The organism is Paracoccus niistensis, from assembly GCF_042432925.1.
GTDB classification, from domain to species: Bacteria; Pseudomonadota; Alphaproteobacteria; order Rhodobacterales; family Rhodobacteraceae; genus Paracoccus; species Paracoccus niistensis.
In genome coordinates this window covers 167,802-192,900 of record NZ_JBHLWE010000047.1, presented here as the reverse complement: position 1 = coordinate 192,900, position 25,099 = coordinate 167,802, and the positions used below count along the sequence as shown (strand labels likewise).

Sequence of the window (25,099 nt, the reverse complement as noted above, 5' to 3'; positions counted from 1 at the left end):
GGCCCGCGTTCTCTATGTTGCAGCCCATGAGCCAGTTCGACGATCACGACGCCTTCGAGGCCGCCGCCCGCCCCTCCCTTTCCCAGCGGGCGATGACGGGCCGCGCCGCGCCCTACCTGGACGGGCTGAACCCGGCGCAGCGGCTGGCGGTGGAAACGCTTGACGGTCCCGTCCTGCTGCTGGCAGGTGCGGGCACCGGCAAGACCCGCGCCCTGACCACCCGGATCGCGCATCTGCTGACGCAGGGCCGCGCCACCCCCGGCCGCATCCTTGCCGTGACATTCACCAACAAGGCCGCGCGCGAGATGAAGGAGCGGGTGGCCCGCCTTATGGGCGAGACAGTCGAGGGGATGCCCTGGCTGGGCACCTTCCACTCGATCAGCGTCAAGATCCTGCGCCGCCATGCGGAGCTTGTGGGCGACGGGCAGGTGCACCTGAAGTCCAGCTTCACCATTCTGGACACCGACGACCAGATCCGCCTGCTGAAGCAGTTGATCGCGGCCGAGAACATCGACGACAAGCGCTGGCCCGCGCGGATGCTGGCCGGGCTGATCGATGACTGGAAGAACCGGGCGCTTTCGCCCTCGCGCGTGCCGGAAGGCGAATCGCACGCCTATGACAGCAAGGGCGCGAAGCTCTACGCCCAGTACCAGCGGCGGCTCTTGGAACTGAACGCCGTCGATTTCGGCGACCTCTTGCTGCATTGCGTGATGATCTTCCAGGCGCACCCGGATGTGCTGGCGCAGTGGCAGGACCGCTTCCGCTATATCCTCGTGGACGAATATCAGGACACCAACGTCGCGCAGTACCTGTGGCTGCGGCTTCTGGCGCAGGGGCACCGCAACATCTGCTGCGTGGGAGACGACGACCAGTCGATCTACGGCTGGCGCGGGGCCGAGGTCGGCAACATCCTGCGGTTCGAGGCAGACTTCCCCGGCGCGCAGGTCATCCGGCTGGAACAGAACTACCGTTCCACCCCGCATATCCTCGCCGCCGCCTCGGGACTGATTGCGGCGAACAAGGGGCGTCTGGGCAAGACGCTGTGGACCGAGCACACCAAGGGCGAGAAGGTCCGCCTGATCGGCCATTGGGACAGCGAGGCCGAGGCCCGCTGGATCGGCGAGGAGATCGAGGCCTTCCACGGCGGCCACCGCCACTCCGTTGGCCGGCGCAGCCTCAACGACATCGCCATCCTCGTGCGCGCCTCGCACCAGATGCGGGCCTTCGAGGACCGCTTCATGACCATCGGCCTGCCTTATCGCGTGATCGGCGGTCCCCGCTTCTACGAGCGGCAGGAAATCCGCGACGCAATGGCCTATTTCCGGCTGGCCGTCAGCCCCACCGACGACCTCGCCTTCGAGCGGATCGTGAACACCCCCAAGCGCGGCCTTGGCGACAAGGCGATCCAGACGATCCAGCGCGAGGCGCGGGCCGAGGGCCTGTCGCTGCTGGAAGGGGCCGCCGCCGTGGTCGCCTCGGGCGCGCTGACGGGCAAGGGCGCGACCAACCTGCGGCAGTTCACGCAGTTCATGGGCCGCTGGCACGCCGACGCGCTGGATTCCACCGTGAACCATGTCGAACTGGCCGAGCGGATCCTCGACGAATCCGGCTACACGGCGATGTGGCAGAACGACCGCTCGCCCGACGCGCCGGGGCGGCTCGACAACCTCAAGGAACTCGTCAAGGCGCTGGAGGAGTTCGACAACCTCCAAGGCTTCCTGGAACATGTCGCGCTGGTGATGGACGCATCCGAAAGCGAGCAGGCCGAGGAGGTCTCGATCATGACCCTCCACGCCGCCAAGGGGCTGGAATACCCCATCGTCTTCCTGCCAGGATGGGAGGACGGCCTTTTCCCCAGCCAGCGCAGCATGGACGAATCCGGCCTGAAGGGGCTCGAGGAGGAACGGCGCCTCGCCTATGTCGGCCTGACCCGCGCCGAGGAACTGGCGACGATCACCTTTGCCGGCAACCGTCGGATGTACGGGCAATGGCAGTCGTCCCTGCCCTCGCGCTTCATCGACGAGCTGCCCGAGGAGCATGTCGAGGTGCTGACGCCCCCCGGCCTTTACGGCGGCGGCTTCGGGGCCGCAGCGCAGGTCATGGGCCAGCCCTTCGCGCAATCCGCGATGCACGACCGCGCCAGCCGCGCCGATGTCTACAACTCGCCCGGTTGGAAGCGGATGCAGGAACGTGCAGCTGTGCGCTCCGCTCCCTCGCACCGCCCGCCCATCGTGATCGACGCCGAACCCGCCGCGCGCTTTGCCGTGGGCGATCGGGTCTTTCACCAGAAGTTCGGCACCGGCAGCGTCATGGGCATCGCCGAGGACACCTTAACGGTCGAGTTCCCGGCGGGCTTCAAGACCATAAAGGCGGCTTACGTCCAGCCCGCATCGGATGCGGCGTCGGACAACGTGCCCTTCTGAGACCGAAACGAAAAGGCAGCCCATGTCCCCCAAGCTCAAGGCCGCGCTCGACTACGGGCCGCTGATCGTCTTCCTGGCGGTGTTCCTGCTGTATCGCGACCAGACGGTAACGCTGTGGGGCCAGACCTATCCCGGTCTGATCCTCGCCACGCTGGTCTTCGTGCCGCTGACGATCGCTGCCAACGCCGTGCTGTGGAAGCGGACGGGAGAGTTGTCGGTGATGCAGCTGGTCACGCTGGTGGTGGTCGTCGTCTTCGGCGGCCTGACCGTCTGGCTGAACGACCCGCGCTTCATCAAGATGAAGCCCACGCTGATCTACCTGACCTTCGCCGCGCTGCTGGCCATCGGCGCGGCGCTGGGCCGCAACTGGCTGGGCCGCGCGCTGGGCGAGGCGATTCCACTGTCGCCCGAGGGCTGGCGCATCCTGACCCGCCGCATCATCTGGTTCTGCCTCGGCCTCGCCGCGTTGAACGAGGTCATCTGGCGCACCCAGTCCGACACCACCTGGGTCGTCTTCAAAACCGTCGGGCTGATCGTGCTGACGATGCTGTTCTTCGTGGCGAACGCTCCGCTCTTCGGTCGCCACGCCCTGCAGCCGCAGGACAACAGCGATTCGTCACGCTAAGTGACGCAGTCGTCCTGCGACCTGCCATGCGCAACAGCCCGCCTGGCAGGTCGGAACCACCCTGCATGGCGCGCCGCCGCCTTCCCACACTCGGCACGGCCGCCGATCATCTTCTGTCCTGAAATATCCTGGGGGAGGCGCGAAGCGCCGGGGGCAAAGTCCCCATTCCGAAAACAACAAAAAACCGCGCTATGGTCACACCAAGCGCGGTTCCTTTCCTTGCGAACAGGCAGATCTTACTTGATCTTGCCTTCCTTGTACTCGACGTGCTTGCGCACGACCGGGTCGTACTTGTTGACCGTCATCTTCTCGGTCATGGTCCGGGCGTTCTTCTTGGTGACATAGAAGTGCCCGGTGCCCGCCGTCGAGTTCAGACGGATCTTGATCGTCGTCGGCTTCGCCATTGGTCCTGCTCCTGCTTCGGGGCGGCCAGTGGCCAGTCCGATAACCCCGTGTAATCTGTGAAGCCCGCCTTTTAAGGCGAGCGTGGCCCAAGTCAACCCGAATCTGCGCGAAACTCCTTGGAAATCATGCGCGGATGGCCTGTAAGCCGGGTTCTGTCCGGGGCCTTGCGGCCCGTGGATGACCATTCCTCTGGCCCCGCCGTTGCCGACGGGCTCTAGCTGCCAACCCGGATCTGCTGGGGCGCAGGCAGCCCTGCGGGGTTGCCCCCGCGCGCGATCCCTATTCGGCATTGCTCCTGGTGGGGCTTGCCGTGCCGGTCCGGTTGCCCGTCCCGCGGTGGGCTCTTGCCCCACCGTTTCACCCTTGCCCCCGCAAGCGGAGGCGGTCTGTTCTCTGTGGCGCTTTCCCTGGGGTTGCCCCCGCCGGGCGTTACCCGGCACCATGCCTGCATGGAGCCCGGACTTTCCTCGAACGGCCGAAGCCGCCCGCGGTCATCCGGCCATCCGCGCGAGTGCGCAGATAGGCGGAGGCCGCCCTGCGGTCAAGCGTCAGTCCAGCCGCACCGCCGCGAGGATCGGCCCCGGCTCGCCCCCTGCCAGCGCCTGCTGGACCAGGATCGCGTGCAGCGTGTCGGCGGGATAGGCCTCGTCCGGGTCGTTCCCCGGCCGCACGGTCAGGCGCAGCGGCTCGCGCGCGGGCCAGCGGGCCAGCAACTCGCTGTCCACCACGATGTTGCGATAATCGATGGTTCGGCCCCTGTTCTCGCCGGCCTTCACCTGCACCGAGCGGTGGGGAAGATAGCGCACCAGCGCGATCTCGACCCCGCCGGGAACCGCCACCCGGGGCGTGAGGTCGATGACATGGACCTCGCCGTCGGCCGCCGCCGTCACCATGATCGCGGGCGGCCGCGCCGCGTGCTCGTCGATCATCGCCATCAGCGCCGCGCGATGCAGGCTGAGCAGCGTGTCCTGCCCGTCGATGATGATCTGCGGCGTATAAACGCCCCGCTCGCCCGCGGCATCGGCATAGGCCTCCTGCCGGGCGGTATGCTCGGGCCGGGCGAAGACATCGGCCCAGCCGAGGTAATCCCAATAGTCCACGTGCCAGCTGAGCGTCAGCACGCCCGGCTCGTCCGACATCGCCCCGATCAGCGCATCCGCCGGCGGGCAGGACGAACAGCCCTGCGAGGTGAAAAGCTCGACCACCACCGGCGGGCTGCCGATCGGCCCCCGGCGGCCACGTCCCATGGCTTTGTCCTCAGGGGCGGCGAATGTCTGGCGTTCCGGCGCAAGCGAGAAAGCGCCTTCGGGCAGCTCGGTCGCGGCGCCCTCGGGCGCCTCGATGACCGCAACGCCGGCCTCGGCGGTAATGGCGGCCCCGACTCCCTGCCCCGGCGCCATGTCCTGCGCCCCCGAGGGCGCGGCCAGGACGGCCAGCACGACGCCGATTGCCGCTGCAAGCCCCACCGGGCGAAAGCAAAGGATCGAAGTGTCTGTCATCGCCTTCCGCTTAGGCCAGCCGCGCACCCTAGGCCAAATCAATGCTTCGTTAGCATTTGTCTGCGCCCGTGATCCGTGCACTCGCCCTTGAAATGCACACCCGATATGTATACCACGGCATACAAAGAAATGCCGGGCGAGTCTCGATGCATCCTTGCGCTTGCGCCGCGGGATGAGTCGGGGCAATCCGGGCATTGCGTGCCACCTGAGCCCTTGAGGAAGCAAAGCCATGACGATCGTCACCGGAACCGATACCGCCCGAACCCGCCGCGAGCTGGTCGTCGGCGACCAGACCGTGGCCTATTACTCGATCCCCGCGGCCGCAGAGGCGGGCCTGGGCGATTTCTCGCGGCTGCCAGCCTCGCTGAAGGTCGTGCTGGAGAACCTGCTGCGCTTCGAGGACGGTGGCTTCACCGTCAGCGTGGACGACATCAAGGCCTTTGCGGCCTGGGCGCAGAACGGCGGCAAGTCCGACCGCGAGATCGCCTATCGCCCGGCGCGCGTGCTGATGCAGGACTTCACCGGCGTTCCGGCGGTCGTTGACCTCGCCGCGATGCGCGACGGGATCAAGGCGCTGGGCGGCGACGCGCAGAAGATCAACCCGCTGAACCCGGTCGATCTGGTCATCGACCACTCGGTCATGGTGGACGAGTTCGGCAACCCCCGCGCCTTCCAGCGCAACGTGGACCTGGAATACGAACGGAACATGGAACGCTACCAGTTCCTGAAATGGGGCCAGGGCGCGTTCAACAACTTCCGCGTGGTGCCTCCGGGGACCGGCATCTGCCACCAGGTGAATCTGGAGTATCTGGCGCAGACCGTCTGGACCGACACGGACCAGGGCGGCGCGACCGTGGCCTATCCCGACACGCTGGTCGGCACGGACAGCCACACCACCATGGTCAACGGTCTGGCCGTGCTGGGCTGGGGCGTCGGCGGGATCGAGGCCGAGGCCGCGATGCTGGGCCAGCCGATCTCGATGCTGATCCCCGAGGTCGTGGGCTTCAAGATCACCGGCGCGCTGCGCGAGGGCGTGACCGCGACCGACCTCGTTCTCAAGGTCGTCAAGATGCTGCGCGACCACAAGGTCGTCGGCAAGTTCGTCGAGTTCTACGGCGAAGGCCTGGACAACATGCCGCTGGCCGACCGCGCGACCATCGCCAACATGGCCCCCGAATACGGCGCCACCTGCGGCTTCTTCCCGATCGACGACGAGACCCTGCGTTACCTGCGCCAGACCGGCCGGGACGAGCACCGCATCGCGCTGGTCGAGGCCTATGCCCGCGCCAACGGCATGTGGCGCGAGCCGGGCTTCGAGCCGGTCTTCACCTCGACGCTGCATCTCGACCTGGGCGACGTGGTGCCCGCGATCTCGGGTCCCAAGCGCCCGCAGGACCACGTCGCGCTGGATGCCGCCGCCCAGACCTTCAAGGACTACATCGCTAGCCTGCCGCCCGCGCCCACCGCGACGGCTGCCCAGAAGGTCAAGATGATGGCCGAGGGGGGCGCCCCTGCCCCGGCCGAGATTCCCGGCACCACCGGGGACGGCGCCATCGCGCATGGCAAGGTCGAGGGCAAGGATTACATGCTGCATGACGGCTCGGTCGTGATCGCGGCGATCACCTCCTGCACCAACACCTCGAACCCTTATGTGCTGATGGCGGCAGGGCTTGTCGCCAAGAAGGCCAACGAACTGGGCCTGTCGCGCAAGCCCTGGGTCAAGACCTCGCTCGCGCCCGGGTCGCAGGTCGTGGCCGAGTACCTTGAGGCCGCCGGCCTGCAGGAGCACCTGGACGCGCTGGGCTTCAACCTGGTCGGCTTCGGCTGCACCACCTGCATCGGCAACTCGGGCCCTCTGGAGCCCGCGATCTCGAAGGCCATCAACGAGAACGACCTGGTCGCCGTCTCGGTTCTGTCGGGCAACCGCAACTTCGAGGGCCGGATCAGCCCCGACGTGCGCGCCAACTACCTGGCCTCGCCCCCGCTGGTCGTGGCCTATGCGATCGCCGGCGACATGAACATCGACATCACGCGCGAGCCGCTGGCCCGGACGGCGGACGGGCGCGACGTCTACCTCAAGGACCTCTGGCCCTCGTCGCAGGAGATTTCGGACCTCGTGGACCGGATCGTCACGCGCGAGATGTTCCAGACCAAATATGCCGACGTCTTCAAGGGCGACGAGCGCTGGCAGGCGGTCGAGACCACGGACAGCGAGACCTATGACTGGCCGCCGACCTCGACCTACATCCAGAACCCGCCCTACTTCCAGGGCATGTCGCAGGAACCGGGCGTGATCTCGGACATCGAGGGCGCGCGGGTGCTGGCTGTCCTGGGCGACATGATCACAACCGACCACATCAGCCCCGCCGGCTCGTTCAAGCCGACCTCGCCGGCCGGCAAGTATCTGTGCGACCGGCAGGTCGCGCCCGCGGACTTCAACAGCTACGGCTCGCGCCGCGGCAACCACGAAGTCATGATGCGCGGCACCTTCGCCAACATCCGCATCAAGAACGAGATGCTGGACGGGGTCGAAGGCGGCTACACCAAGGGGCCGGACGGGCAGCAGACCTCGATCTATGACGCCGCGATGGCGTGGAAGGACCGGGGCGTGCCGCTGATCGTGGTGGGCGGCGTCGAATACGGCGCGGGCTCGTCGCGCGACTGGGCGGCCAAGGGCACCAACCTGCTGGGCGTCAAGGCCGTGATCGCGGAAAGCTTCGAGCGCATCCACCGTTCGAACCTCGTCGGCATGGGCGTGATCCCCTTCGAGTTCACTGGCGGCGACAACCGCAAGTCGCTGGGCCTGACCGGCGACGAGGTGATCTCGATCCACGGGCTGGCGGGCGAGTTCAAGCCGCTGTCGCTGGTGCCCGCCACGATCCGTTACGCGGACGGCACCGAGAAGACCGTGCAGCTGAAGGCGCGGGTCGATACCGAGGTCGAGATCGAATACCTCAAGAACGGCGGCGTGCTGCATTACGTGCTGCGCAACCTCGCCCGGTCGTAAGAGCGCGCGGTCTCCGACACAAACCCCGGCCTTTGCGGCCGGGGTTTTTTCATGGCGGTGCCGGGACTTGGGGTTGATGGTCAGGGAAGCCGCCTTGCATCCCCCACCCGCGCTTGCCACATCGGAACCATGACCAGCGGAACGACGTGACGATGCAGAAGCTTTCCCTTCCCGAGCGGCCCGGCTGGCGCGACCGCGCGACCGAGCTGGGGTTCACCTTCGCCGACATGGGAGGAGAGCCCTACTGGGACGAGACCTCGGCCTATCGCTTCACGCTTGCCCAGATCGAGGATGACATCGAGGCGCCAGGGGCCGAGCTGCACGCCATGTGTCGCCAGGCCGTGGCCCATGCCGTCACCTCCGAGGAATGGCTGACCCGGCTGGAGATCCCCCGCCCCTACTGGGATTTCGTCGAGCGCAGCTGGGCGCGCGGCGAGCCCGAGCTTTATGGCCGCTTCGACCTGGCCTATGACGGCAAGCGCCCGGCGAAGCTGCTGGAATACAACGCGGACACGCCGACCTCGCTGTATGAATCCGCGTCCTTTCAGTGGCTGTGGTTCGAGGAAAGCCGCGACGCGGGTGTTCTTGGTCCGAACACCGACCAGTTCAACCGCATCCACGAGGCGCTGGCCGAACGCTGGGCCGCCATCTGCGCGCCGGGCGAGCACGTCCATTTCGCCGCGGACAAGCAGAACCCCGAGGATTATGCGACCGTCGAGGCGCTGGCCTGGGCCGCGCGCGAAGGGGGGTTGGGCGCGCATTTCACGCCCCTGTCGGGCATCGGCATCACGGACAAGGGGCAGCTTGCGGACGATCAGGACCGGGTGATCGGCACGCTGTTCAAGCTGTATCCGTGGGAGGACATGCTGCGCGACGACTTTGCGCCGAACCTCCAGCCTTCGGGCGCGCGCTTCATCGAACCGCCATGGAAGGCCGTCGTCTCGAACAAGGGGCTTCTGCCCCTGCTGTGGCATCTCTTCCCCAACCATCCGAACCTCTTGCCGGCGTTCTTCCAGGCGGACATCGAGGCCGCGCGCCGGGGCGAGCAGACCCCCCATGCCGCCGCCATCGCCGCGGCCGAGCCGCTGCTGGCCGGTGGCCATGTCACCAAGCCCATCTTCTCGCGCGAGGGCGCGGGCGTCGTGATCCACGAAGGCGGCCGCGAGACCGATCGCGCGCCGGACGACAGCTATTCGCATCACCCCCATGTGGTGCAGGCGCTGGCGCCGCTGCCCGACTTCGACGGCTTCCATCCCGTCCTCGGCGCCTGGATCGTGGGCGAGGACTGCGTGGGCCTGGGCGTCCGCGAGGACCGCGCGCGGATCACCCACAACCTGTCGCGCTTCAAGCCGCATTTCATCGAAGGGTAAGGCCATGACCGATCTTGCTGACCGCCCCGAGGAAACCTCCGCGCTGCGCCGAAAGCGGTCGCGCCACGTGGCCCTGCTGCTGGCTGGTGCCGCCGTCCTGACGCTGGCCGCCTGCGAGGATGACGCCGTGGACGCGCAGGCCTTCCCCGACCTGAACAGCTGCATCGCCGCCGCCCAGGAAGACGGGCTGTGGTTCACCGAGGAAGACTGCCGCACCCAGTTTGCCGCCGCCGAGCAGACGCATCTGGAAACCGCGCCCCGCTATGAATCGCGCGAGCTCTGCGAGGAACAGCATGGCGCAGGCGCCTGCGGGGCCGATCCGGCGGCGGGCGACCCTGCAACGGCGCAGCAGCAGGGTGGCGGGGGCTTCAGCTTCATGCCGCTGCTGGTGGGCTACATGATGGGATCGATGCTGTCGCGTGGCGGCGGGGTCTTCAGCCAGCCGATGGTGCGGACGCCGACCGGCTACTCGACGCCCTCGGGCAACCAGACCTTTGCCAGCAACTCGGGCTCGGGCCGCGTGCCCGCCACCACCTTCAACCGCGCCCCGACCACCATGGGCCAGCAGCCCATGAGCCGGGCGCAGGTCGCCCAGCGCGGCGGCTTCGGCGCGGGCGCGACGGCGCGCACCCCGACGGGCGGGGCGCGGGGCTTCGGCGGCTGAGATCGGGGGCGGGCGGACGCCGCCCTTGCGTCGGACGCGCGCCCGGCGCAGGGTCGCGCAGGATTTCCGAAAGGTTTCTCCATGACGCCCGAAAGCCAGTCCGCCCGCATCCGCGAGATCTGCGCCATGGCGCCGGTCATCCCGGTGATCGTGATCGAGGACGCCGCCTGGGCCGAGCCGCTGGCCCGCAGCCTCGTCGCAGGCGGCCTGCCCGTGCTTGAAGTCACGCTGCGCACCCCTGCCGCGCTGGAGGCCATTGCCGCAATGGCGCAGGTCGAGGGCGCAGTCGTGGGCGCCGGGACGGTCATTACGACGCAGGACGCCCACCGGGCCAGGACGGCGGGGGCGCGTTTCGCGGTCTCTCCCGGCCTGACCGACACGCTGGTCGGCGCCTGCGAGGAATGCGCGCTGCCGCTGCTGCCGGGGGCCGCCACGGCTTCCGAGGCGATGCAGGCGGTCGAGGCGGGCTTTGACACGCTCAAGTTCTTCCCTGCCGGACCTGCAGGCGGTCCTGCCTATCTCAAGGCGCTGGCAGGCCCGCTGCCGGGCATCCGCTTCTGCCCGACGGGCGGCGTCTCGGCCACGAACGCGCCCGACTACCTTGCGCTGTCCAACGTCCTTTGCGTCGGCGGCAGCTGGATCTCGCCTGCGGACATGATGCGCGCGGGCGACTGGGCAGGGATCCAGGCGCTGGCGCGGCAGGCGGCGGGCCTTCGTCCATGAGCGTCCTTGCCACCGACACCCCCGACAGCCGCCGCCTGGCCTGGGCGAACGTCGGCGTTCTGGTGCTGGCCCAGGCGATCCTGGGCGCGCAGCTGTCGATGGTCTTCATCACTGCCGGGCTTGCGGGGACGATGATCGCGCCGAACCCCTGCTTTGCCACCCTGCCGGTGTCGATGGTCATGCTGGGCTCGGCCCTGTCGGCGCGGTTCCTGTCCGGCTTCATGGCGCGGCACGGGCGCCGCGCGGGCTTCACCGTCGCCTCGCTGGTCGCGGCCCTTGGCGCGGGCATTGCCTTCGCGGGGCTGGAACGCGGCAGCTTCGCGCTGTTCACCCTGGGCTGCACGCTGATCGGGGCGCAGATGTCGGCGCAGGGGTTCTATCGCTTCGCCGCCGCCGATACGGCACCCGAGGCGCTGCAGCCCAAGATGATCAGCTTCGTGCAGGCCGGTGGCCTCGTCTCGGCGCTGATCGGCCCGAAGCTCGCCACCATGACAGCCGAGGCAAGCGCGATCCCCTTCGCCATGACATTTGGCGCCATCATCGGGCTGAACCTGCTGGGGCCCTTCATCTATGCCATGCTGCGCATCCCAGTCCTGCCGCAGTCGCACGGCGGCGCGGGCGGAGGGCGCAGCCTCTCGCAGATCCTTCGCAGCCCCGGCATCGTCGTTGCCATGATCTGCGGCACGGTTTCTTACGCGTTGATGAACCTGGTGATGACTTCGACGCCGCTGGCGATGGTCGGCTGCGGCTTTGCCGTCGCGGATGCGTCCGGCGTCACGCAGGCGCACATGATCGCCATGTTCGGGCCCGCGTTCTTCACCGGCCACCTGATCGCCCGCTTCGGGGCCGAGCGGATCGTGACAGTCGGTCTGGTCATCCTTGCCGGGGCCGGCGCAGTCGCCCTGAGCGGCGTCGAGCTTGACCATTTCTACCTCGCGCTGATCCTGCTGGGCCTAGGCTGGAACTTCGGCTTCATCGGCTCGACCGCGATGCTGACCGCGCAGCACACGCCGGAAGAACGCGGCCGTGTGCAGGGCATCAACGACGCCATCGTCTTCGGCGGCGTGTTCCTCGCCTCGCTGTCCTCGGGCGCGCTGATGGGCTGCGCGGGCGGGACCGCGCAGCAGGGCTGGTCGGCGGTCAACCTGATGATGCTGCCCTTCCTGACGCTGGCGGGGGCCACGCTGATCTGGATGGCCCTGCGCCCGCGTGAGACGCGCTGAGGCGCTTAGAACAGCGAGCCCTGCTCGGGCGGCTTCCTCGCGCCGCGTCGCGGGCTGGGAACATTGCCTTCGGGATGCACCTTCACCCGCCCGTCATGGAACTCGAGTTCCAGCGCGGCTGTCCTGCCCGCGGCCGCAGCCGAGGTGACCAGCCCGTCAGGGCCGCGCACGATGGCAAAGCCGCGGCGCAGGGTCTCGGTATGACCCAAGGTCTGGCGCAGGCGGTCGAGGGCTTCCAGTTGGCCCCGCCGCTCGGCCGTCAGCCGGGGAGCAAGGGCGGCGAGGCGGCGCGCGGCCTCCTGCGCCCGCAACCGCCCCTCGGTCTGCTCGCGCCGGATCTTCGCCTGTGCACGGTCCAGCCGCGTGGTCAGGGCAGAAAGACGCTCCGCCACCTTGGTGGTTGCGCGCTTGCCCGCGCTGTCCAACCGAGGCTGCATGTCCTCCAGCCGCCGCGCTGCCTGCGCCTGCAACATCCGCACCGCACCCGCACGAACCACGGGCAGCGCCGATCGCCTGCGCTGCTGATCCCGAAGGCGCTCCTGCTCCAATGCACGCCCTGCCCGTTCCACGCCCGCGCGGCGGTCGGCCATGAAGCCGCGCAGGGCGAACAGCGGCAGGTGCAGCGCCTCGATGCTGCGGCGGCGGTCGCGGGTGAAAGCGCGCAGCACGGGCTCCAGCCGGGGGGCGGTCAGGTCCAGCCGCTGCCGCGCCGGATCGGTCAGGGCCTGCGGGCGGCCCAATCCGCGTCCCAGATCGCCCAGCCGCTGGGTGGAACGGTCCAGCCGAGCGCGCGTGCCGCGCAGCAGCCGCGCCTGCAGTTCCGACAGCCGGGCGGACAGGTCGGCCAGCACCGGCACCGCCATCTCGGCCGCCGCCGTCGGCGTGGGCGCGCGCAGGTCGGCGGCGTGGTCGATCAGCGTCGTGTCGGTTTCATGCCCCACGGCCGAGATCAGCGGAATCGTCCCGGCCGCGACGGCGCGCACCACCGCCTCGTCGTTGAAGCCCCACAGGTCCTCGACCGAGCCGCCGCCACGCGCCACGATGATAAGATCGGGACGCGGCACCGGTCCGCCGGGCCGTACCGCGTTCAGCCGGGTGATCGCGTCGGCCACCTGCGGCGCGCAGGCAGTGCCCTGCACGGCCACCGGCCAGATCAGCACGCGACTGGGAAAGCGGTCGCGCAGCCGGTGCAGGATGTCGCGGATCACCGCGCCCGTGGGCGAGGTCACGACCGCGATCACGCCAGGCAGATAGGGGATGGGCTGCTTTCGAGCGGCGTCGAACAGCCCCTCGGCCGCCAGCGCCTTCCGCCGCTGTTCCAGCATCGCCATCAGCGCGCCCAGGCCCGCGGGTTCCACCTGCTCGACGATCAACTGGTACTTGGACTGGTTGGCGAAGGTGGTCAGGCGTCCGGTGACGATGATCTCCATCCCCTCTTCGGGGCGGTGCGCCAGTCGGGCGGCCTGCATCTTCCAGCAGACGGCCGCCATGCAGGCGTTGTCGTCCTTGAGGTCGAAGTAGAGATGCCCTGAACCGGGCCGCGACACGCGCCCGACCTCGCCCCTCACGCGGACACGGCCGAATTCGCCCTCGATCACGCGCTTCACGGCGCCCGAGATCTCCGAAACGGTGAGGGGCGGGGCGTTGCTGCCGGCCTCGGCGCCGGGCGCGTCGTCTTCGAAAAGGTCCATGGGGGATAGATGGACCGGCCGGGCCGCGGGGGCAAGCGCCGGACCGGGGCGCTGCCCCGCACCCAAGGATACTTGCACGAAGAAGAAGCCCAGACCGCGCCTTGTCCGGCGCGGGGCTTTCGGCCACAAGCACGCGCAAGAATGGAGGTCTTGCGCATGAACATCCTGATCCTCGGCGGCGGCGGACGCGAACATGCGCTGGCCTGGGCCATCCGGCAGAACCCCAAGTGCGACCGGCTGATCGTGGCGCCGGGGAATGCGGGCATCGCCGCCATTGCGCGCTGCGCCGAACTGGCGATCGAGGATGGGGCGGCGGTGGTCGCCTTCTGCGAGGAGCACGCCATCGACCTTGTGGTGATCGGCCCCGAGGCGCCCCTGGCCGCGGGCGTGGCGGATGCGCTGCGCGCGGCGGGGATCGCGGCCTTCGGGCCGTCGCAGGCGGCGGCGCGGCTGGAAGCGTCCAAGGCCTTCACCAAGGAGATCTGCGACGCCTGCGGGGCGCCGACCGCCGCCTGGGCCCGCTTCGACGAGGCCGAGCCCGCGCGTGACTACATCCGCAGCAAAGGTGCGCCCATTGTCGTCAAGGCCGACGGGCTGGCCGCCGGCAAGGGCGTCACCGTCGCCATGACCGAGGCCGAGGCGCTGGAAGCCGTTGATGCGGCCTTTGGCGGCGCCTTCGGTGCAGCGGGTGCCGAGGTGGTCATCGAGGAATACATGGAAGGCGAGGAGGCGAGCTTCTTCGTCCTCGTGGACGGCACGACCTGCCTGCCCATCGGCACCGCGCAGGACCACAAGCGCGTGGGCGAGGGCGACAGCGGCCCGAACACCGGCGGCATGGGCGCCTATTCCCCCGCGCCCATCCTGACCGGGGACCTGCAGGCCCGCGTCATGGCCGAGATCATCCAGCCCACCGTCGATGAGATGGCGCGGCGCGGGATGCCTTTCCAAGGCGTTCTATATGCCGGACTGATGATCAGGGACGGACGGGCGCGGCTGGTGGAATACAACGTCCGCTTCGGCGATCCGGAATGCCAGGTGCTGATGATGCGGCTGGGCGCGCAGGCACTGGACCTGATCCAGGCTTGCGCCGAGTCGCGGCTGGACAGCGTCAGCGTGAGTTGGGCCGACGATCACGCGCTGACCGTCGTGCTGGCCGCGCAGGGCTATCCCGGTGATTATGCCAAGGGGACGGCGATCCGGCTGCCGGAAGACCTGGCCGAAAGCTCGTCCGCCATGATCTTCCATGCGGGCACGGCGGAACGCGAGGGGCGGCTGGTCTCGGCGGGCGGACGGGTGCTGAACGCGACCGGCCGGGGGGCCACGCTGGCCGAGGCGCGCGACCGCGCCTATGCGCTGGCCGAGCCGGTCGACTGGCCCGAGGGCTTCTTCCGCCGCGACATCGGCTGGCGGGCGCTGTAACGACAAGGGGCGCGTGATCGTCACGCGCCCCTTCTTTCGGGTCAGAGGATGCGCCGCTCAGACTGCGGCGTACATTCCTTCATAGATCGGCTGCAGCGTTTCCAGCTCGAACAGCGAGGACACCGAGGTTCCGTTCCAGGTGGACATGATCGCCTGCGCAAACAGCGGCGCAGTCGGCACGATACGGATGTTGCGGGCGTTCTTCACCGCCTCGGGCTGGGCGATCGAGTCGGTGACGACCAGCGACTTCATGACCGAGTTCTCGATGCGGCCAACCGCCGGGCCGGACAGGACGCCGTGGGTGATATAGGCATGGACCTCGGTCGCGCCGTGGTCGGCCAGCAGTTGCGCGGCCTTCACCAGCGTCCCCGCCGTGTCGCAGATGTCGTCCACGATGATGCAGGTCTTGCCCGAAACATCACCGATCACCGTCATCTCGGCGATCTCGCCCGCCTTTTCGCGCCGTTTGTCCACGATCGCCAGGGGCGCGTCGATCCGGGCCGCGATCTCGCGCGCGCGCGCCACGCCGCCCACGTCGGGCGAGACGATCATCAGGTCGTCCATGCGGCCCTTGAAGTGGTGCATGATGTCCAGCGAGAAGATCGGCGCGGCGTAAAGGTTGTCCACGGGGATGTCGAAGAACCCCTGGATCTGGGTCGCGTGCAGATCCAGCGTCAGGACGCGGTCCACCCCGGCCTCGGTCAGCAGGTTCGCCACCAGCTTGGCGCTGATCGGCGTGCGGGCCTTGGCGCGGCGGTCCTGGCGGGCATAGCCGAAGTAGGGGATCACCGCCGTGATCCGGTTGGCCGAACTGCGCCGCAGCGCGTCGGCCATGATCAGCAGCTCCATCAGGTTGTCGTTGGCCGGGTTCGACGTCGACTGGATGATGTACATGTCCTCGCCACGGACGTTTTCATACACCTCGACGAAGATCTCCTGGTCGTTGAACCGCTCGACCCGCGCGTTCACCAGGTCCACGTTCATGCCGCGGTGCATCGACATCCGCCGTGCGATTCCGGTGGCCAGCGGGCGATTCGCGTTACCCGCGATCAGCTTGGGTTCGGTCATTGCAGGCATGGGAGTCCTTGGTCGCTAGGGTCGCCCGGCCGGGATTCGCCGGATTGCGGCCCGATTAGCACCGCGATAGCGTCCGGGTAAACCGCAGGAGGACCGGAACGTGGCGCAGATCGACTATTACCTCAGCACGATCAGCCCTTGGGCCTACCTTGCGGGCGACCGGCTGGAGCGGATCGCCGCGCGCCACGGGGCAAGCGTCACCTACCGCCCCATCGACGCCATGCAGCTTTTCGACCGCACCGGGGGCACGCGCCCGCAGAACCGCCACCCCTCGCGCATGGACTATCGCCGGCAGGAGCTGACCCGTTGGTCCGAGCACCTGGACCTGCCGATCCGGATCGACGTCCCGATGACGAACCCCGCCCCGGCGGCCTATGCGATCATCGCCGCGCAGGAGGCAGGGGGCGACGTGGCCGGGCTGGTGCGGGCGATCCTGTCCGCGCGCTTTGCCGAGGGGCGCGACATCGCCGAGGACGAGGTGATCCGCGCGGCGCTGTCGCAGGCGGGCTTCGATCCGGGCCTTGCCGACCGTGGGCTGTTCGTGGGCGCCGAAACCTATGCCCGCAACCTCGAGCGCGCGGTCGAAGCCGGGGTCTTCGGCGTTCCCTTCTATCACGTCCTTGACTCGGACCAGCGGTTCTGGGGCCAGGACCGGCTGGACTTCCTTGACCGGCACCTGGCCACGCTGTGAGCGCGGTTCACGTCCGGCACTGGCCGAGCGATCCCGCGCGCCCCGCGCTGGCGATCCATTGCATGATGGGCAGCGGCCGTGCCTTCGATCCCATGGCGCGGCGGCTTGGCGGCAAGGTGGACCTGACCGCCTTCGACCTGCCCTCGCACGGGCGCAGCGAGGCGTGGCGTCCTGCCGGTGGTGAGGACTACCACACGACCGTCACCCGCATCGCGGAAGGGCTGCTGGGCACGGGGCCCGTGGACCTGATCGGCCATTCGCTCGGGGGCACGGTCGCCCTGCGGCTGGCAGTGGCTGCGCCGCAGCGGGTCCGCTCGGTGACGCTGATCGAGCCGGTGCTGTTCGCCGCCTCCCGCTCGGGCCGTGCGCTGGACAGCGCGCTTTCCGCCCTCGCCGCGGCCGGAAAGATGGAGGAGGCCGCGCGGCTGTTCCTGGACGTCTGGGGGGCACCCGGCGGGTTCGAGGCGCTGCCGCGCAGTCTGCAGCAGGCGGCGGTGGAACTGATGCCCCTCGTGCTGGAAACGGACGCCGCGCTCAGCGCCGATGCCCACGGCATCCTGCGGCGCGGGCAACTCGAAGGTGTGACCGCCCCGACGCTGCTGATCGCAGGGGCGGATTCGCCCGCCGTCATGGGCGAGATCCTCGACGCGCTGGCCGCGCGCCTGCCAAATGCGCGCAGGGCAACGGTGCCGGGCGCGGGGCACATGGTCCCTGTGACGCATCCCACCGAGGTGACGGAACTGGTGGCCGGGCACCTCGACCGCAGTTGAGGTTCAATCGACGGCGAAGTCGTCCACGTGGTCGGCCGGGCCGATGGCCAGCCAGTCTGCGCGGACCCGCGCAACCCGCGTGTCAGCCCAGGTGCGGAAGACCAGCGTGAAGCCGCTGGCGGTCACGTCCTCGGCGGCGATGTCCACGCGCTGGTTTGCCGCGACCGAGATGTCCCACATCGACAGACCCACATGAACCACCGGCGGGCCACGAAAGGGCGTGGCGAAGCTGACCGGGACCCGCTCGACCCTCGGACCCGTGCCGGTCCACATCGGCCCGTTGTCCTCGAAAGCCGAGAACAGGAAGGCGCGGCCCTGTTGCACGCCGACGGCAGTATGGCTGAAGCGCAGCATCCGTCCCCCTTGGGCAGGTGTTTCTCGGCCCGCCGCATCCACGGGACTTAAACAGCAACACCCCGCCCGACGGAACGGGCGAGGTGCCTAACTTTTTGTCGGTCTGACCAGGCCGGAGCTATTCCGGAACGGTCGACTGGTTGGGGTCAAGCCCGATATGGGTTCCCAGCGCATGCATGTCGCCCAGCATCTTGGCCGAGGCGGCAACCACCTCGTCCCCGACCGACTCGCGCCGCGCCTCGACGCCACGATGCGCACGCTGCGCGTCGCGCATCATCTCGTTGTAGACGTCCTGCGTGATCTCGGCGCGGGCGTGGCCCCGCTCGGCCAGCAGGCTGACCGACTCGCCGTTGATCTCGGCAAAGCCGCCGGTCACGGCGAACTCGCTCGCCGTGCCCTGCGCGTCCACCACCGTGACGATCCCCGGCCGAAGCGTGACGATCGTCGCGGCGTGACCCGGCATCGCCGTCAGGTCGCCATCCGTGCCCGGCAGGCGAACCTCGCGCACCGGGACCGAGACGAGCCTGCGTTCCGGCGAGACGAGGTCGAACTGCATCGTGTCGGCCATGTCGCCCCCTTACGCCGCGTCAGCGGCGAGGCGCTGCGCCTTGGCTTTCACGTCCTCGATGCCGCCGACCATGTAGAAGGCCGCTTCCGGCAGGTGGTCGTATTCGCCGGCCACGACCGCCTTGAACGAGCGGATCGTGTCTTCCAGCGGGACCTGCACGCCGTCCGAGCCGGTGAAGACCTTGGCCACGTCGAAGGGCTGCGACAGGAAGCGCTGGATCTTCCGGGCGCGGGCCACCGTCAGCTTGTCCTCTTCCGACAGTTCGTCCATCCCGAGGATGGCGATGATGTCCTGCAGCGACTTGTACTTCTGCAGGATGCCCTGGACGTCGCGGGCGACCTGGTAGTGCTCTTCGCCGACAACGGCCGGGTCGAGGATCCGGCTGTTCGAGTCGAGCGGGTCCACGGCCGGGTAGATCCCCAGTTCCGAGATCGCGCGCGACAGAACGGTCGTGGCGTCGAGGTGGGCGAAGGTCGTTGCGGGCGCCGGGTCGGTGAGGTCGTCGGCCGGAACGTAGACGGCCTGGATCGAGGTGATCGAGCCCTTCTTGGTCGAGGTGATGCGTTCCTGCATCGCGCCCATGTCGGTCGCCAGCGTCGGCTGGTAACCCACGGCGGACGGGATGCGGCCCAGAAGCGCCGACACTTCGGAACCTGCCTGCGTGAAGCGGAAGATGTTGTCCACGAAGAACAGAACGTCCGTGCCGGTCGCGTCGCGGAACTGTTCCGCCACGGTCAGGCCGGTCAGGGCCACGCGCATCCGCGCCCCCGGAGGCTCGTTCATCTGGCCATAGACCAGTGCCACCTGCGACTCGGCCAGGTTGTCCGGCTTGATGACGCCCGATTCCACCATCTCGTGGTAAAGGTCGTTGCCTTCGCGGGTCCGCTCGCCCACGCCTGCGAACACGGAGTAGCCCGAGTGCACCTTGGCGATGTTGTTGATCAGTTCCATGATCAGAACGGTCTTGCCCACGCCGGCGCCGCCGAACAGGCCGATCTTGCCGCCCTTGGAATAGGGGGCCAGCAGGTCGATGACCTTGATGCCGGTGACAAGGATTTCCGAGCTCGTCGCCTGCGCGGCGAAGTCCGGTGCGGGCTGGTGGATCGCGCGGGTCTCGGTCGCCTGAACCGGGCCGCGTTCGTCCACGGGCTCGCCCACGACGTTCAGGATGCGGCCCAAGGTGGCCTCGCCCACGGGAACCGAGATCGGCCCCCCGGTGTCGGTCACGGCGGCGCCGCGGACCAGGCCCTCGGTCGCGTCCATGGCGATGGTGCGGACGGTGTTCTCGCCCAGGTGCTGGGCGACTTCCAGGACCAGCTTGCGGCCGTTGTTCTCGGTTTCCAGCGCGTTCAGGATCGCCGGCAGGTGATCGTCGAACTGGACGTCCACGACCGGGCCGATGACCTGGGTGATCTTGCCCTTGGCGCCGGCGCGCGACGGTTCGTCGGCCAGGATGTTGCGGGCTTCAGCCTCTGCCATCTTCTTACCTCTTTGTTTCCCGTCAGAGCGCTTCGGCGCCCGCGATGATTTCGATGAGTTCGGTGGTGATCGCCGCCTGACGCGAGCGGTTGAACTGCGTCGTCAGCCTGTCGATCATCTCGCCGGCGTTGCGCGTCGCGTTGTCCATGGCGGTCATCCGCGCGCCCTGTTCCGAGGCCGCGTTTTCCAGCAGCGACGCGAAGACCTGCGTGGTGATGGACCGCGGCAGCAGCTCGGACAGGATTGCTTCCTCGCCGGGCTCGTAGTCGTAAAGGGCCGAGGCACCCTCGCCCGCCTGCCCTTCCTCGACCACGGCCGGGATGATCTGGCGTGCGGTGGGCACCTGGCTGATGACGGATTCGAAGCGGCTGTAGAACAGCGTGGCCACGTCGAACTCGCCGCTGTCGAAGCGTTCGAGGATTTCGCGCGCGATGTCGCGGGCATTCTCGTAGCCGATGCGCTTGACCTCGGACAGATCGACGTGATGCACGAAGAACTGGCCCATGTCGCGGCGCAGCTGCTCGCGGGCCTTCTTGCCCACGGTCAGGATGGCGACCTGCTTGCCCTGGCCCAGCAGTTCCTCGGCATGCTGGCGCGCCAGCTTGACGATCGAGCTGTTGAAGCCGCCCGCAAGGCCACGTTCCGACGTCAGCACCACCAGCAGGTGGCGCCGGTCCTCACCCGTGCCGGCCAGAAGGCGCGGCGCGCCTTCAGACCCGGCCGCCGCGGCGGTCAGGCCGGCCATGACGGCCGACATGCGCTCGGCATAGGGACGCGCGGCTTCCGCCGCGTCCTGCGCCCGGCGCAGTTTCGCGGCGGCGACCATCTGCATCGCCTTGGTGATCTTCCGCGTGTTCTTGACGCTTCCGATCCGGTTCTTGAGAGCCTTGAGGCTGGGCATCTGTCCCCTCTCCTCAGGCGTAGGTCTTGGCGTAGGCGTCCAGGACCGACTTCAGCCGAGCTTCCGCGTCACCCTTGATCTTCGGGTCTTCGCGGGTGAGCCAGTCGAGAACGTCGGCGTGCTGGTTGCGCAGGAACGAGATCAGACCCTCTTCCCAGCGGCCGACCTCGCGCACCGGGATGTCGTCAAGGTAGCCCTTGGTGCCGGCATAGATGACGGCGACGATCTCGGCGTTGGTCAGCGGCGAGTACTGCGGCTGCTTCATCAGCTCGGTCAGACGCGCGCCGCGGTTCAGCAGCTTCTGCGTCGCCGCGTCGAGGTCAGAACCGAACTGCGCGAAGGCCGCCATCTCGCGGTACTGCGCCAGTTCCAGCTTCACCGGGCCGGCGACCGACTTCATCGCGTTGGTCTGCGCGGCCGAGCCCACGCGCGACACCGACAGACCGGTGTTCACGGCCGGGCGGATGCCCTGGAAGAACAGGTCGGTTTCCAGGAAGATCTGGCCGTCGGTGATCGAGATCACGTTGGTCGGGATATAGGCCGACACGTCGCCCGCCTGCGTCTCGATGATCGGCAGGGCGGTCAGCGAGCCCGCGCCGAAGTCCTCGTTCAGCTTGGCCGAACGCTCCAGCAGGCGCGAGTGCAGGTAGAACACGTCGCCCGGATAGGCTTCGCGCCCCGGCGGACGGCGCAGCAGCAGCGACATCTGGCGGTAAGCCACGGCCTGCTTGGACAGGTCGTCATAGATGATCAGCGCGTCCATGCCATTGTCGCGGAAGTATTCCGCCATGGCGGTCGCGGCATAGGGGGCGAGATACTGCATCGGCGCAGGCTCGGAGGCGGTCGCGGCGATCACGGTGGTGTAGGCCATCGCGCCGGTTTCTTCCAGCTTCTTGACCAGCTGGGCGACGGTCGAACGCTTCTGGCCGATCGCGACATAGAAGCAGTGCAGCGTCTTCATGCCGTCCGCTTCGCGGCCGTTGTAGTTGCGCTGGTTCAGGATGGTGTCCATCGCAATCGCCGACTTGCCGGTCTGGCGGTCGCCGATGATCAGTTCGCGCTGGCCGCGGCCGACGGGGATCATGGCGTCCACCGACTTGAGGCCGGTCGCCATGGGCTCGTGCACCGACTTGCGCGGCATGATGCCGGGCGCCTTGACGTCGGCCACGCGGCGCTCGGTCGCGTCGATCGGACCCTTGCCGTCGATGGGGTTGCCCAGCGCGTCGACCACGCGGCCCAGCAGGCCGCGGCCCACGGGCACGTCCACGATCGAGCGGGTGCGCTTGACGGTGTCGCCTTCCTTGATCGAGCGGTCGTCACCGAAGATCACGACGCCGACGTTGTCGGTTTCAAGGTTCAGCACCATGCCCCGGATGCCGCCGGGGAATTCCACCATTTCGCCGGCCTGCACCTTGTCCAGGCCGTGAACGCGCGCGATGCCGTCGCCCACCGACAGCACCTGGCCGACCTCGGCCACCTCGGCGTCCTGACCGAAATTCTTGATCTGATCCTTGAGGATCGCCGAAATCTCGGCAGCCTGGATTCCCATTATCCGACCTCTTTCATGACATTCTGGAGAGAAGCGAGCTTCGAGCGGATCGAGCTGTCGATCATCTGCGAGCCCAGCTTGACGATCATTCCGCCGATGAGGCTTTCATCGACGCGGGTGTTCAGTTTCACGGTCCGGCCGGATTTCTGCGCCAGCGTCTCGATCAGGCGGCGCTGCTGCTCCTCGGACAACGGGGCAGCGGCGATGACATCGGCGGTGACCTCGCCGCGTTCCTCGGCGATCAGCTCGCCCAGACGCTCGACCAGTTGCGGCAGTGTGAACAGGCGGCGGTTCTGCGCCATCAGCCGCAGCGTGTTGGTCATGATGCCCGAAAGGCCCATCCGCCCGGCAATGGCCACGATGGCCGATTCCTGGTCCTCGCGCGAATACAGGGGCGAGCCGATCAGGGTGCGCAGGTCGGCGCTGTCGTTCAGCGTCGTGCGCAGGCTTTCGACCTCGGTGGAGAGACGGTCGAGGGCGCCTTCCTCCTTGACCAGGTCGAACACGGCTTGCGCATAACGGCCGGCGATGTTTGCGGAAATCGAAGCGGTATTGGCCACGGACACCCCTTTGGTTTGCGCCAAACCCCGCGGGCGGGCCGCCCTTGGGGCGGTCAGTCACGGGGCGCGGACAACGGCAGGGCAGGCCTGTGGACGGCGCGCCCCTGAATCTGGCGCGTCTCTAACAGCAGTCGCCCTCCGCGCGCAACAGGTCGCGGGGCTAAAATGACACCGCCGCCGGCTGAACTCTGTCCGGCATATGGGGGGCCGGCCTGCGAGCAGCAAGGATGCGTGCGGACCCCGCCCGGGGGCGTGACAGCGTGTCTCAAGCAGCCTGGCGCGACACCGGTTCCCTTGCGACGGAAAAATCGCCCGCCACAGCTGTCACCTTCCCGGCGGGTCCATGCCGGACCTGCCCTGCCCGCCCGAAGGATGCGGCGCCGGCCGCACGAGAGGCCGTGGCTTGCGGATTCCCCCCAGCACCTCGAGGGGGCTTGGCACCAGGATCTTCTGCGCGGGCCCGATCATGGCGGGGACCTGCTTGGCGAACTCGGCGATCACCACGCCCGCGATCAGGACAGATGCGATGCGGCTGCCCGTCCGCTCCCACATCTGTGCGCTTTTCAGCCAGAAGCGCCGGTCCGAGGGCGGGATGTAGACGGCGGCCCCGGTCGCCTCCGTCACGAAGCCTGCGGCCCGCGCCTGCGCCTCGAGCTGGCCGCGCGTATAGCTGCGCCCGATGCCGAAGGGCGTGGCCTCGCTTTGCGCCCAAAGCCCGGCGCGGTTCGGCACCATCACCATCAGTCGCCCGCCGGGGCCGAGGACACGCCAGCATTCCGACAGCACCGCATCGGCGTGGTCCGCCGTTTCCAGCCCGTGCAATACGATCAGGCGGTCCACGCTGCCGGTTTCCAGCGGCCAGGCGGTTTCCTCGCACAGGACGCTGTGGTTCGGCGCGCCCGCGGGCCAGGGCATCACGCCCTGCTGGGCCGGCATCAGTGCGATGACATGGCGACCGCGCGCCAGATAGGGCCGCAGCAGGGGGGCGGCAAAGCCGTAGCCCGCGACGGTCATGCCAGAGGTCCGCTCGGGCGGCCACATCGCCGTCAGCCGGTCGCGCAGGATGCGCTGGACCACCCGGCCCAGCGCGCGCTGGTAATAGAAGCTGCGCAGGTCGAGAACGTCGTGATGCATGGCGCCATCAGGGCCCCGCGCAACTCTGCCGTCAAGCCGATGCCCCGGTTTGCCAAGCGGCCCGGCCGCACCTAACCTCACCCTGACAAGGAGGACATCATGGCCGAACTGGTGACGATCCGCTGCCTGACCGACAACTATGCCTATCTGGTCCACGACCGGGGCTGCACGGTGCTGATCGACGCGCCCGAGGCGGAACCGGTCCTTTCGGAACTGCGGGGCCGGGGCTGGAGCCTCGATGTCATCCTGCTGACCCATCACCATGACGACCACATCCAGGCCGTGCCCGAGATCGTGGCCGCAACAGGCGCACAGGTCTGGGGCAACATGGCCGACACGAGCCGCCTGCCGCCGCTGGACCGGGCGCTGGAAACGGGCGAGTGGACCGAGGTCTGCGGGCAGGCGCTGAACGTCATCGACGTGCCGGGGCACACGGTCGGGCATGTCGCCTTCCACATGCCCGACGCGGGCCTGGTCTTCACCGCCGACAGCCTGATGGCGATGGGCTGCGGGCGGCTGTTCGAAGGGACGGCCGCGCAGATGTGGGCCTCGCTGACCCGTCTGGCGGCCCTGCCGGACGACACGCTGGTCTGCTCGGGGCACGATTATGCCCGCGGCAACGGCGCCTTCGCGCTGTTCGTGGACCCCGAGAACCCGGCGCTGCGCGAACGGGTGGACGCGACGCTGGCGGGCGATCGCCCGGCCTCTCCTGCCACGCTGGGCGAGGAGAAAGCCACCAACCCCTTTCTGCGCGCGGCCGAACTTGCCCGGCCCGGCGAGCCTCCCCTGGACAGCTTCACGCGCCTGCGCGCGGCCAAGGACGGGTTCCGGGGCTGAACGGGGTGCTTGAAACCGGCCCCTCGCGTGATCACATCTGCCTCAACCGCAACTTATCGGCCGCGTCATCCCAACGAATCCCTTGCGCCGCGCCGAAATGCACCAATTCTTAATCGTATCGTGACAGTCT

22 protein-coding genes and 1 other RNA gene are annotated in these 25,099 nt (G+C 68.5%); 11 read left to right on the top strand and 12 right to left on the bottom strand.

Translation table 11 applies throughout. The features are described 5' to 3' along the window. Positions 1 to 26: 26 nt before the first annotated feature. Positions 27 to 2,423 carry an ATP-dependent helicase gene (locus ACFFII_RS16080; protein ID WP_377699877.1) on the top strand — a complete coding sequence of 799 codons (2,397 nt, stop codon included), beginning with the start codon at positions 27 to 29 and terminating at the stop codon, positions 2,421 to 2,423. Positions 2,424 to 2,445: 22 nt separating this feature from the next. Beyond that, a complete protein-coding gene (locus ACFFII_RS16075; protein WP_377699876.1) occupies positions 2,446 to 3,048 on the top strand; it encodes an inner membrane-spanning protein YciB in 603 nt (200 codons plus the stop codon). Between the two features lie 236 nt (positions 3,049 to 3,284). Here the strand turns inward: ACFFII_RS16075 and rpmG are convergent, their stop codons facing one another. The 3 genes from rpmG to ACFFII_RS16060 form a co-directional block, all read right to left on the bottom strand. Next, the gene (gene rpmG / locus ACFFII_RS16070; protein WP_011750518.1) at positions 3,285 to 3,452 is read right to left on the bottom strand and encodes a 50S ribosomal protein L33; all 168 of its coding nucleotides are present in this window, start codon (positions 3,450 to 3,452) and stop codon (positions 3,285 to 3,287) included. Between the two features lie 126 nt (positions 3,453 to 3,578). Then, an RNA gene (rnpB, locus tag ACFFII_RS16065) (RNase P RNA component class A) lies at positions 3,579 to 3,960 on the bottom strand. A 41-nt stretch (positions 3,961 to 4,001) separates the two neighbouring features. Next, complete coding sequence (locus tag ACFFII_RS16060) at positions 4,002 to 4,952, bottom strand: DUF1223 domain-containing protein (protein ID WP_377699875.1); 951 nt, start codon at positions 4,950 to 4,952, stop codon at positions 4,002 to 4,004. Between the two features lie 229 nt (positions 4,953 to 5,181). Here ACFFII_RS16060 and acnA point away from each other — a divergent pair, with 229 nt between their 5' ends. The 5 genes from acnA (at position 5,182) to ACFFII_RS16035 (ending at position 11,939) form a co-directional block, all read left to right on the top strand. After that, positions 5,182 to 7,959 (top strand): aconitate hydratase AcnA, encoded by a 2,778-nt coding sequence (acnA, locus tag ACFFII_RS16055; RefSeq protein WP_377699874.1) that lies wholly within the window; start codon positions 5,182 to 5,184, stop codon positions 7,957 to 7,959. Between the two features lie 152 nt (positions 7,960 to 8,111). After that, positions 8,112 to 9,329, top strand: a complete 1,218-nt coding sequence (locus tag ACFFII_RS16050; RefSeq protein ID WP_377699873.1) for a glutathionylspermidine synthase family protein — start codon at positions 8,112 to 8,114, stop codon at positions 9,327 to 9,329. A 4-nt stretch (positions 9,330 to 9,333) separates the two neighbouring features. After that, positions 9,334 to 9,993: a DUF1190 domain-containing protein gene (locus ACFFII_RS16045; protein WP_377699872.1), complete on the top strand. Its 660-nt coding sequence runs from the start codon at positions 9,334 to 9,336 to the stop codon at positions 9,991 to 9,993. Positions 9,994 to 10,074: 81 nt separating this feature from the next. Beyond that, on the top strand, positions 10,075 to 10,716 hold the full coding sequence (gene eda / locus ACFFII_RS16040) for a bifunctional 4-hydroxy-2-oxoglutarate aldolase/2-dehydro-3-deoxy-phosphogluconate aldolase (RefSeq protein ID WP_377699871.1): 642 nt from the start codon (positions 10,075 to 10,077) through the stop codon (positions 10,714 to 10,716). Further along, positions 10,713 to 11,939 carry an MFS transporter gene (locus ACFFII_RS16035; RefSeq protein WP_377699870.1) on the top strand — a complete coding sequence of 409 codons (1,227 nt, stop codon included), beginning with the start codon at positions 10,713 to 10,715 and terminating at the stop codon, positions 11,937 to 11,939. The genes eda and ACFFII_RS16035 overlap by 4 nt, the downstream gene beginning before the upstream one ends. 5 nt (positions 11,940 to 11,944) lie before the next feature. Here ACFFII_RS16035 and xseA read toward each other — a convergent pair whose 3' ends face one another. Further along, on the bottom strand, positions 11,945 to 13,630 hold the full coding sequence (gene xseA, locus ACFFII_RS16030; RefSeq protein ID WP_377699869.1) for an exodeoxyribonuclease VII large subunit: 1,686 nt from the start codon (positions 13,628 to 13,630) through the stop codon (positions 11,945 to 11,947). Between the two features lie 156 nt (positions 13,631 to 13,786). Between xseA and purD the strand changes: the two genes are divergently transcribed. Then, positions 13,787 to 15,049: a phosphoribosylamine--glycine ligase gene (gene purD / locus ACFFII_RS16025; RefSeq protein WP_377699868.1), complete on the top strand. Its 1,263-nt coding sequence runs from the start codon at positions 13,787 to 13,789 to the stop codon at positions 15,047 to 15,049. 57 nt (positions 15,050 to 15,106) lie between these two features. On the opposite strand, the gene ACFFII_RS16020 is transcribed toward purD, so the two are convergent. Continuing rightward, a complete protein-coding gene (locus ACFFII_RS16020; RefSeq protein WP_377699867.1) occupies positions 15,107 to 16,126 on the bottom strand; it encodes a ribose-phosphate pyrophosphokinase in 1,020 nt (339 codons plus the stop codon). A gap of 100 nt (positions 16,127 to 16,226) precedes the next feature. On the opposite strand from ACFFII_RS16020, the gene ACFFII_RS16015 reads away from it, so the two are divergent. After that, on the top strand, positions 16,227 to 16,817 hold the full coding sequence (locus tag ACFFII_RS16015) for a 2-hydroxychromene-2-carboxylate isomerase (RefSeq protein WP_377699866.1): 591 nt from the start codon (positions 16,227 to 16,229) through the stop codon (positions 16,815 to 16,817). After that, complete coding sequence (locus ACFFII_RS16010) at positions 16,814 to 17,587, top strand: alpha/beta fold hydrolase (RefSeq protein WP_377699865.1); 774 nt, start codon at positions 16,814 to 16,816, stop codon at positions 17,585 to 17,587. The genes ACFFII_RS16015 and ACFFII_RS16010 overlap by 4 nt, the downstream gene beginning before the upstream one ends. 3 nt (positions 17,588 to 17,590) lie before the next feature. On the opposite strand, the gene ACFFII_RS16005 is transcribed toward ACFFII_RS16010, so the two are convergent. The 7 genes from ACFFII_RS16005 to ACFFII_RS15975 form a co-directional block, all read right to left on the bottom strand. Continuing rightward, positions 17,591 to 17,941 carry an H-type lectin domain-containing protein gene (locus tag ACFFII_RS16005; RefSeq protein ID WP_377699864.1) on the bottom strand — a complete coding sequence of 117 codons (351 nt, stop codon included), beginning with the start codon at positions 17,939 to 17,941 and terminating at the stop codon, positions 17,591 to 17,593. A gap of 118 nt (positions 17,942 to 18,059) precedes the next feature. Beyond that, positions 18,060 to 18,509 (bottom strand): F0F1 ATP synthase subunit epsilon, encoded by a 450-nt coding sequence (locus ACFFII_RS16000; RefSeq protein WP_377699863.1) that lies wholly within the window; start codon positions 18,507 to 18,509, stop codon positions 18,060 to 18,062. Between the two features lie 9 nt (positions 18,510 to 18,518). Beyond that, a complete protein-coding gene (atpD, locus tag ACFFII_RS15995; RefSeq protein WP_377699862.1) occupies positions 18,519 to 19,988 on the bottom strand; it encodes a F0F1 ATP synthase subunit beta in 1,470 nt (489 codons plus the stop codon). Positions 19,989 to 20,010: 22 nt separating this feature from the next. Then, positions 20,011 to 20,889, bottom strand: coding sequence for a F0F1 ATP synthase subunit gamma (locus ACFFII_RS15990; protein WP_377699861.1), 879 nt, complete (start codon positions 20,887 to 20,889; stop codon positions 20,011 to 20,013). Between the two features lie 13 nt (positions 20,890 to 20,902). Continuing rightward, positions 20,903 to 22,438: a F0F1 ATP synthase subunit alpha gene (gene atpA, locus ACFFII_RS15985; protein ID WP_090754713.1), complete on the bottom strand. Its 1,536-nt coding sequence runs from the start codon at positions 22,436 to 22,438 to the stop codon at positions 20,903 to 20,905. Then, positions 22,438 to 22,998 (bottom strand): F0F1 ATP synthase subunit delta, encoded by a 561-nt coding sequence (locus ACFFII_RS15980; RefSeq protein WP_377699860.1) that lies wholly within the window; start codon positions 22,996 to 22,998, stop codon positions 22,438 to 22,440. The genes atpA and ACFFII_RS15980 overlap by 1 nt, the downstream gene beginning before the upstream one ends. Positions 22,999 to 23,322: 324 nt before the next feature. Continuing rightward, positions 23,323 to 24,132 (bottom strand): class I SAM-dependent methyltransferase, encoded by an 810-nt coding sequence (locus tag ACFFII_RS15975; RefSeq protein WP_377699859.1) that lies wholly within the window; start codon positions 24,130 to 24,132, stop codon positions 23,323 to 23,325. Between the two features lie 96 nt (positions 24,133 to 24,228). Here ACFFII_RS15975 and gloB point away from each other — a divergent pair, with 96 nt between their 5' ends. Next, the gene (gloB, locus tag ACFFII_RS15970; protein ID WP_377699969.1) at positions 24,229 to 24,969 is read left to right on the top strand and encodes a hydroxyacylglutathione hydrolase; all 741 of its coding nucleotides are present in this window, start codon (positions 24,229 to 24,231) and stop codon (positions 24,967 to 24,969) included. The last annotated feature ends 130 nt before the right edge of the window (positions 24,970 to 25,099 follow it).

Bases quoted from the DNA above. Each gene is read 5' to 3' on its own strand.
- ACFFII_RS15990 (WP_377699861.1), bottom strand. From the start codon at position 20,889: ATGCCCAGCCTCAAGGCTCTCAAGAACCGGATCGGAAGCGTCAAGAAC.
- ACFFII_RS16035 (WP_377699870.1), top strand. From the start codon at position 10,713: ATGAGCGTCCTTGCCACCGACACCCCCGACAGCCGCCGCCTGGCCTGG.
- rpmG (WP_011750518.1), bottom strand. From the start codon at position 3,452: ATGGCGAAGCCGACGACGATCAAGATCCGTCTGAACTCGACGGCGGGC.
- eda (WP_377699871.1), top strand. From the start codon at position 10,075: ATGACGCCCGAAAGCCAGTCCGCCCGCATCCGCGAGATCTGCGCCATG.
- atpA (WP_090754713.1), bottom strand. From the start codon at position 22,438: ATGGGAATCCAGGCTGCCGAGATTTCGGCGATCCTCAAGGATCAGATC.
- xseA (WP_377699869.1), bottom strand. From the start codon at position 13,630: ATGGACCTTTTCGAAGACGACGCGCCCGGCGCCGAGGCCGGCAGCAAC.
- atpD (WP_377699862.1), bottom strand. From the start codon at position 19,988: ATGGCAGAGGCTGAAGCCCGCAACATCCTGGCCGACGAACCGTCGCGC.
- ACFFII_RS16075 (WP_377699876.1), top strand. From the start codon at position 2,446: ATGTCCCCCAAGCTCAAGGCCGCGCTCGACTACGGGCCGCTGATCGTC.
- ACFFII_RS16000 (WP_377699863.1), bottom strand. From the start codon at position 18,509: ATGGCCGACACGATGCAGTTCGACCTCGTCTCGCCGGAACGCAGGCTC.
- ACFFII_RS16045 (WP_377699872.1), top strand. From the start codon at position 9,334: ATGACCGATCTTGCTGACCGCCCCGAGGAAACCTCCGCGCTGCGCCGA.
- ACFFII_RS16020 (WP_377699867.1), bottom strand. From the start codon at position 16,126: ATGCCTGCAATGACCGAACCCAAGCTGATCGCGGGTAACGCGAATCGC.
- purD (WP_377699868.1), top strand. From the start codon at position 13,787: ATGAACATCCTGATCCTCGGCGGCGGCGGACGCGAACATGCGCTGGCC.
- ACFFII_RS16060 (WP_377699875.1), bottom strand. From the start codon at position 4,952: ATGACAGACACTTCGATCCTTTGCTTTCGCCCGGTGGGGCTTGCAGCG.
- acnA (WP_377699874.1), top strand. From the start codon at position 5,182: ATGACGATCGTCACCGGAACCGATACCGCCCGAACCCGCCGCGAGCTG.
- ACFFII_RS16050 (WP_377699873.1), top strand. From the start codon at position 8,112: ATGCAGAAGCTTTCCCTTCCCGAGCGGCCCGGCTGGCGCGACCGCGCG.
- ACFFII_RS15975 (WP_377699859.1), bottom strand. From the start codon at position 24,132: ATGCATCACGACGTTCTCGACCTGCGCAGCTTCTATTACCAGCGCGCG.
- ACFFII_RS16005 (WP_377699864.1), bottom strand. From the start codon at position 17,941: ATGCTGCGCTTCAGCCATACTGCCGTCGGCGTGCAACAGGGCCGCGCC.
- ACFFII_RS16080 (WP_377699877.1), top strand. From the start codon at position 27: ATGAGCCAGTTCGACGATCACGACGCCTTCGAGGCCGCCGCCCGCCCC.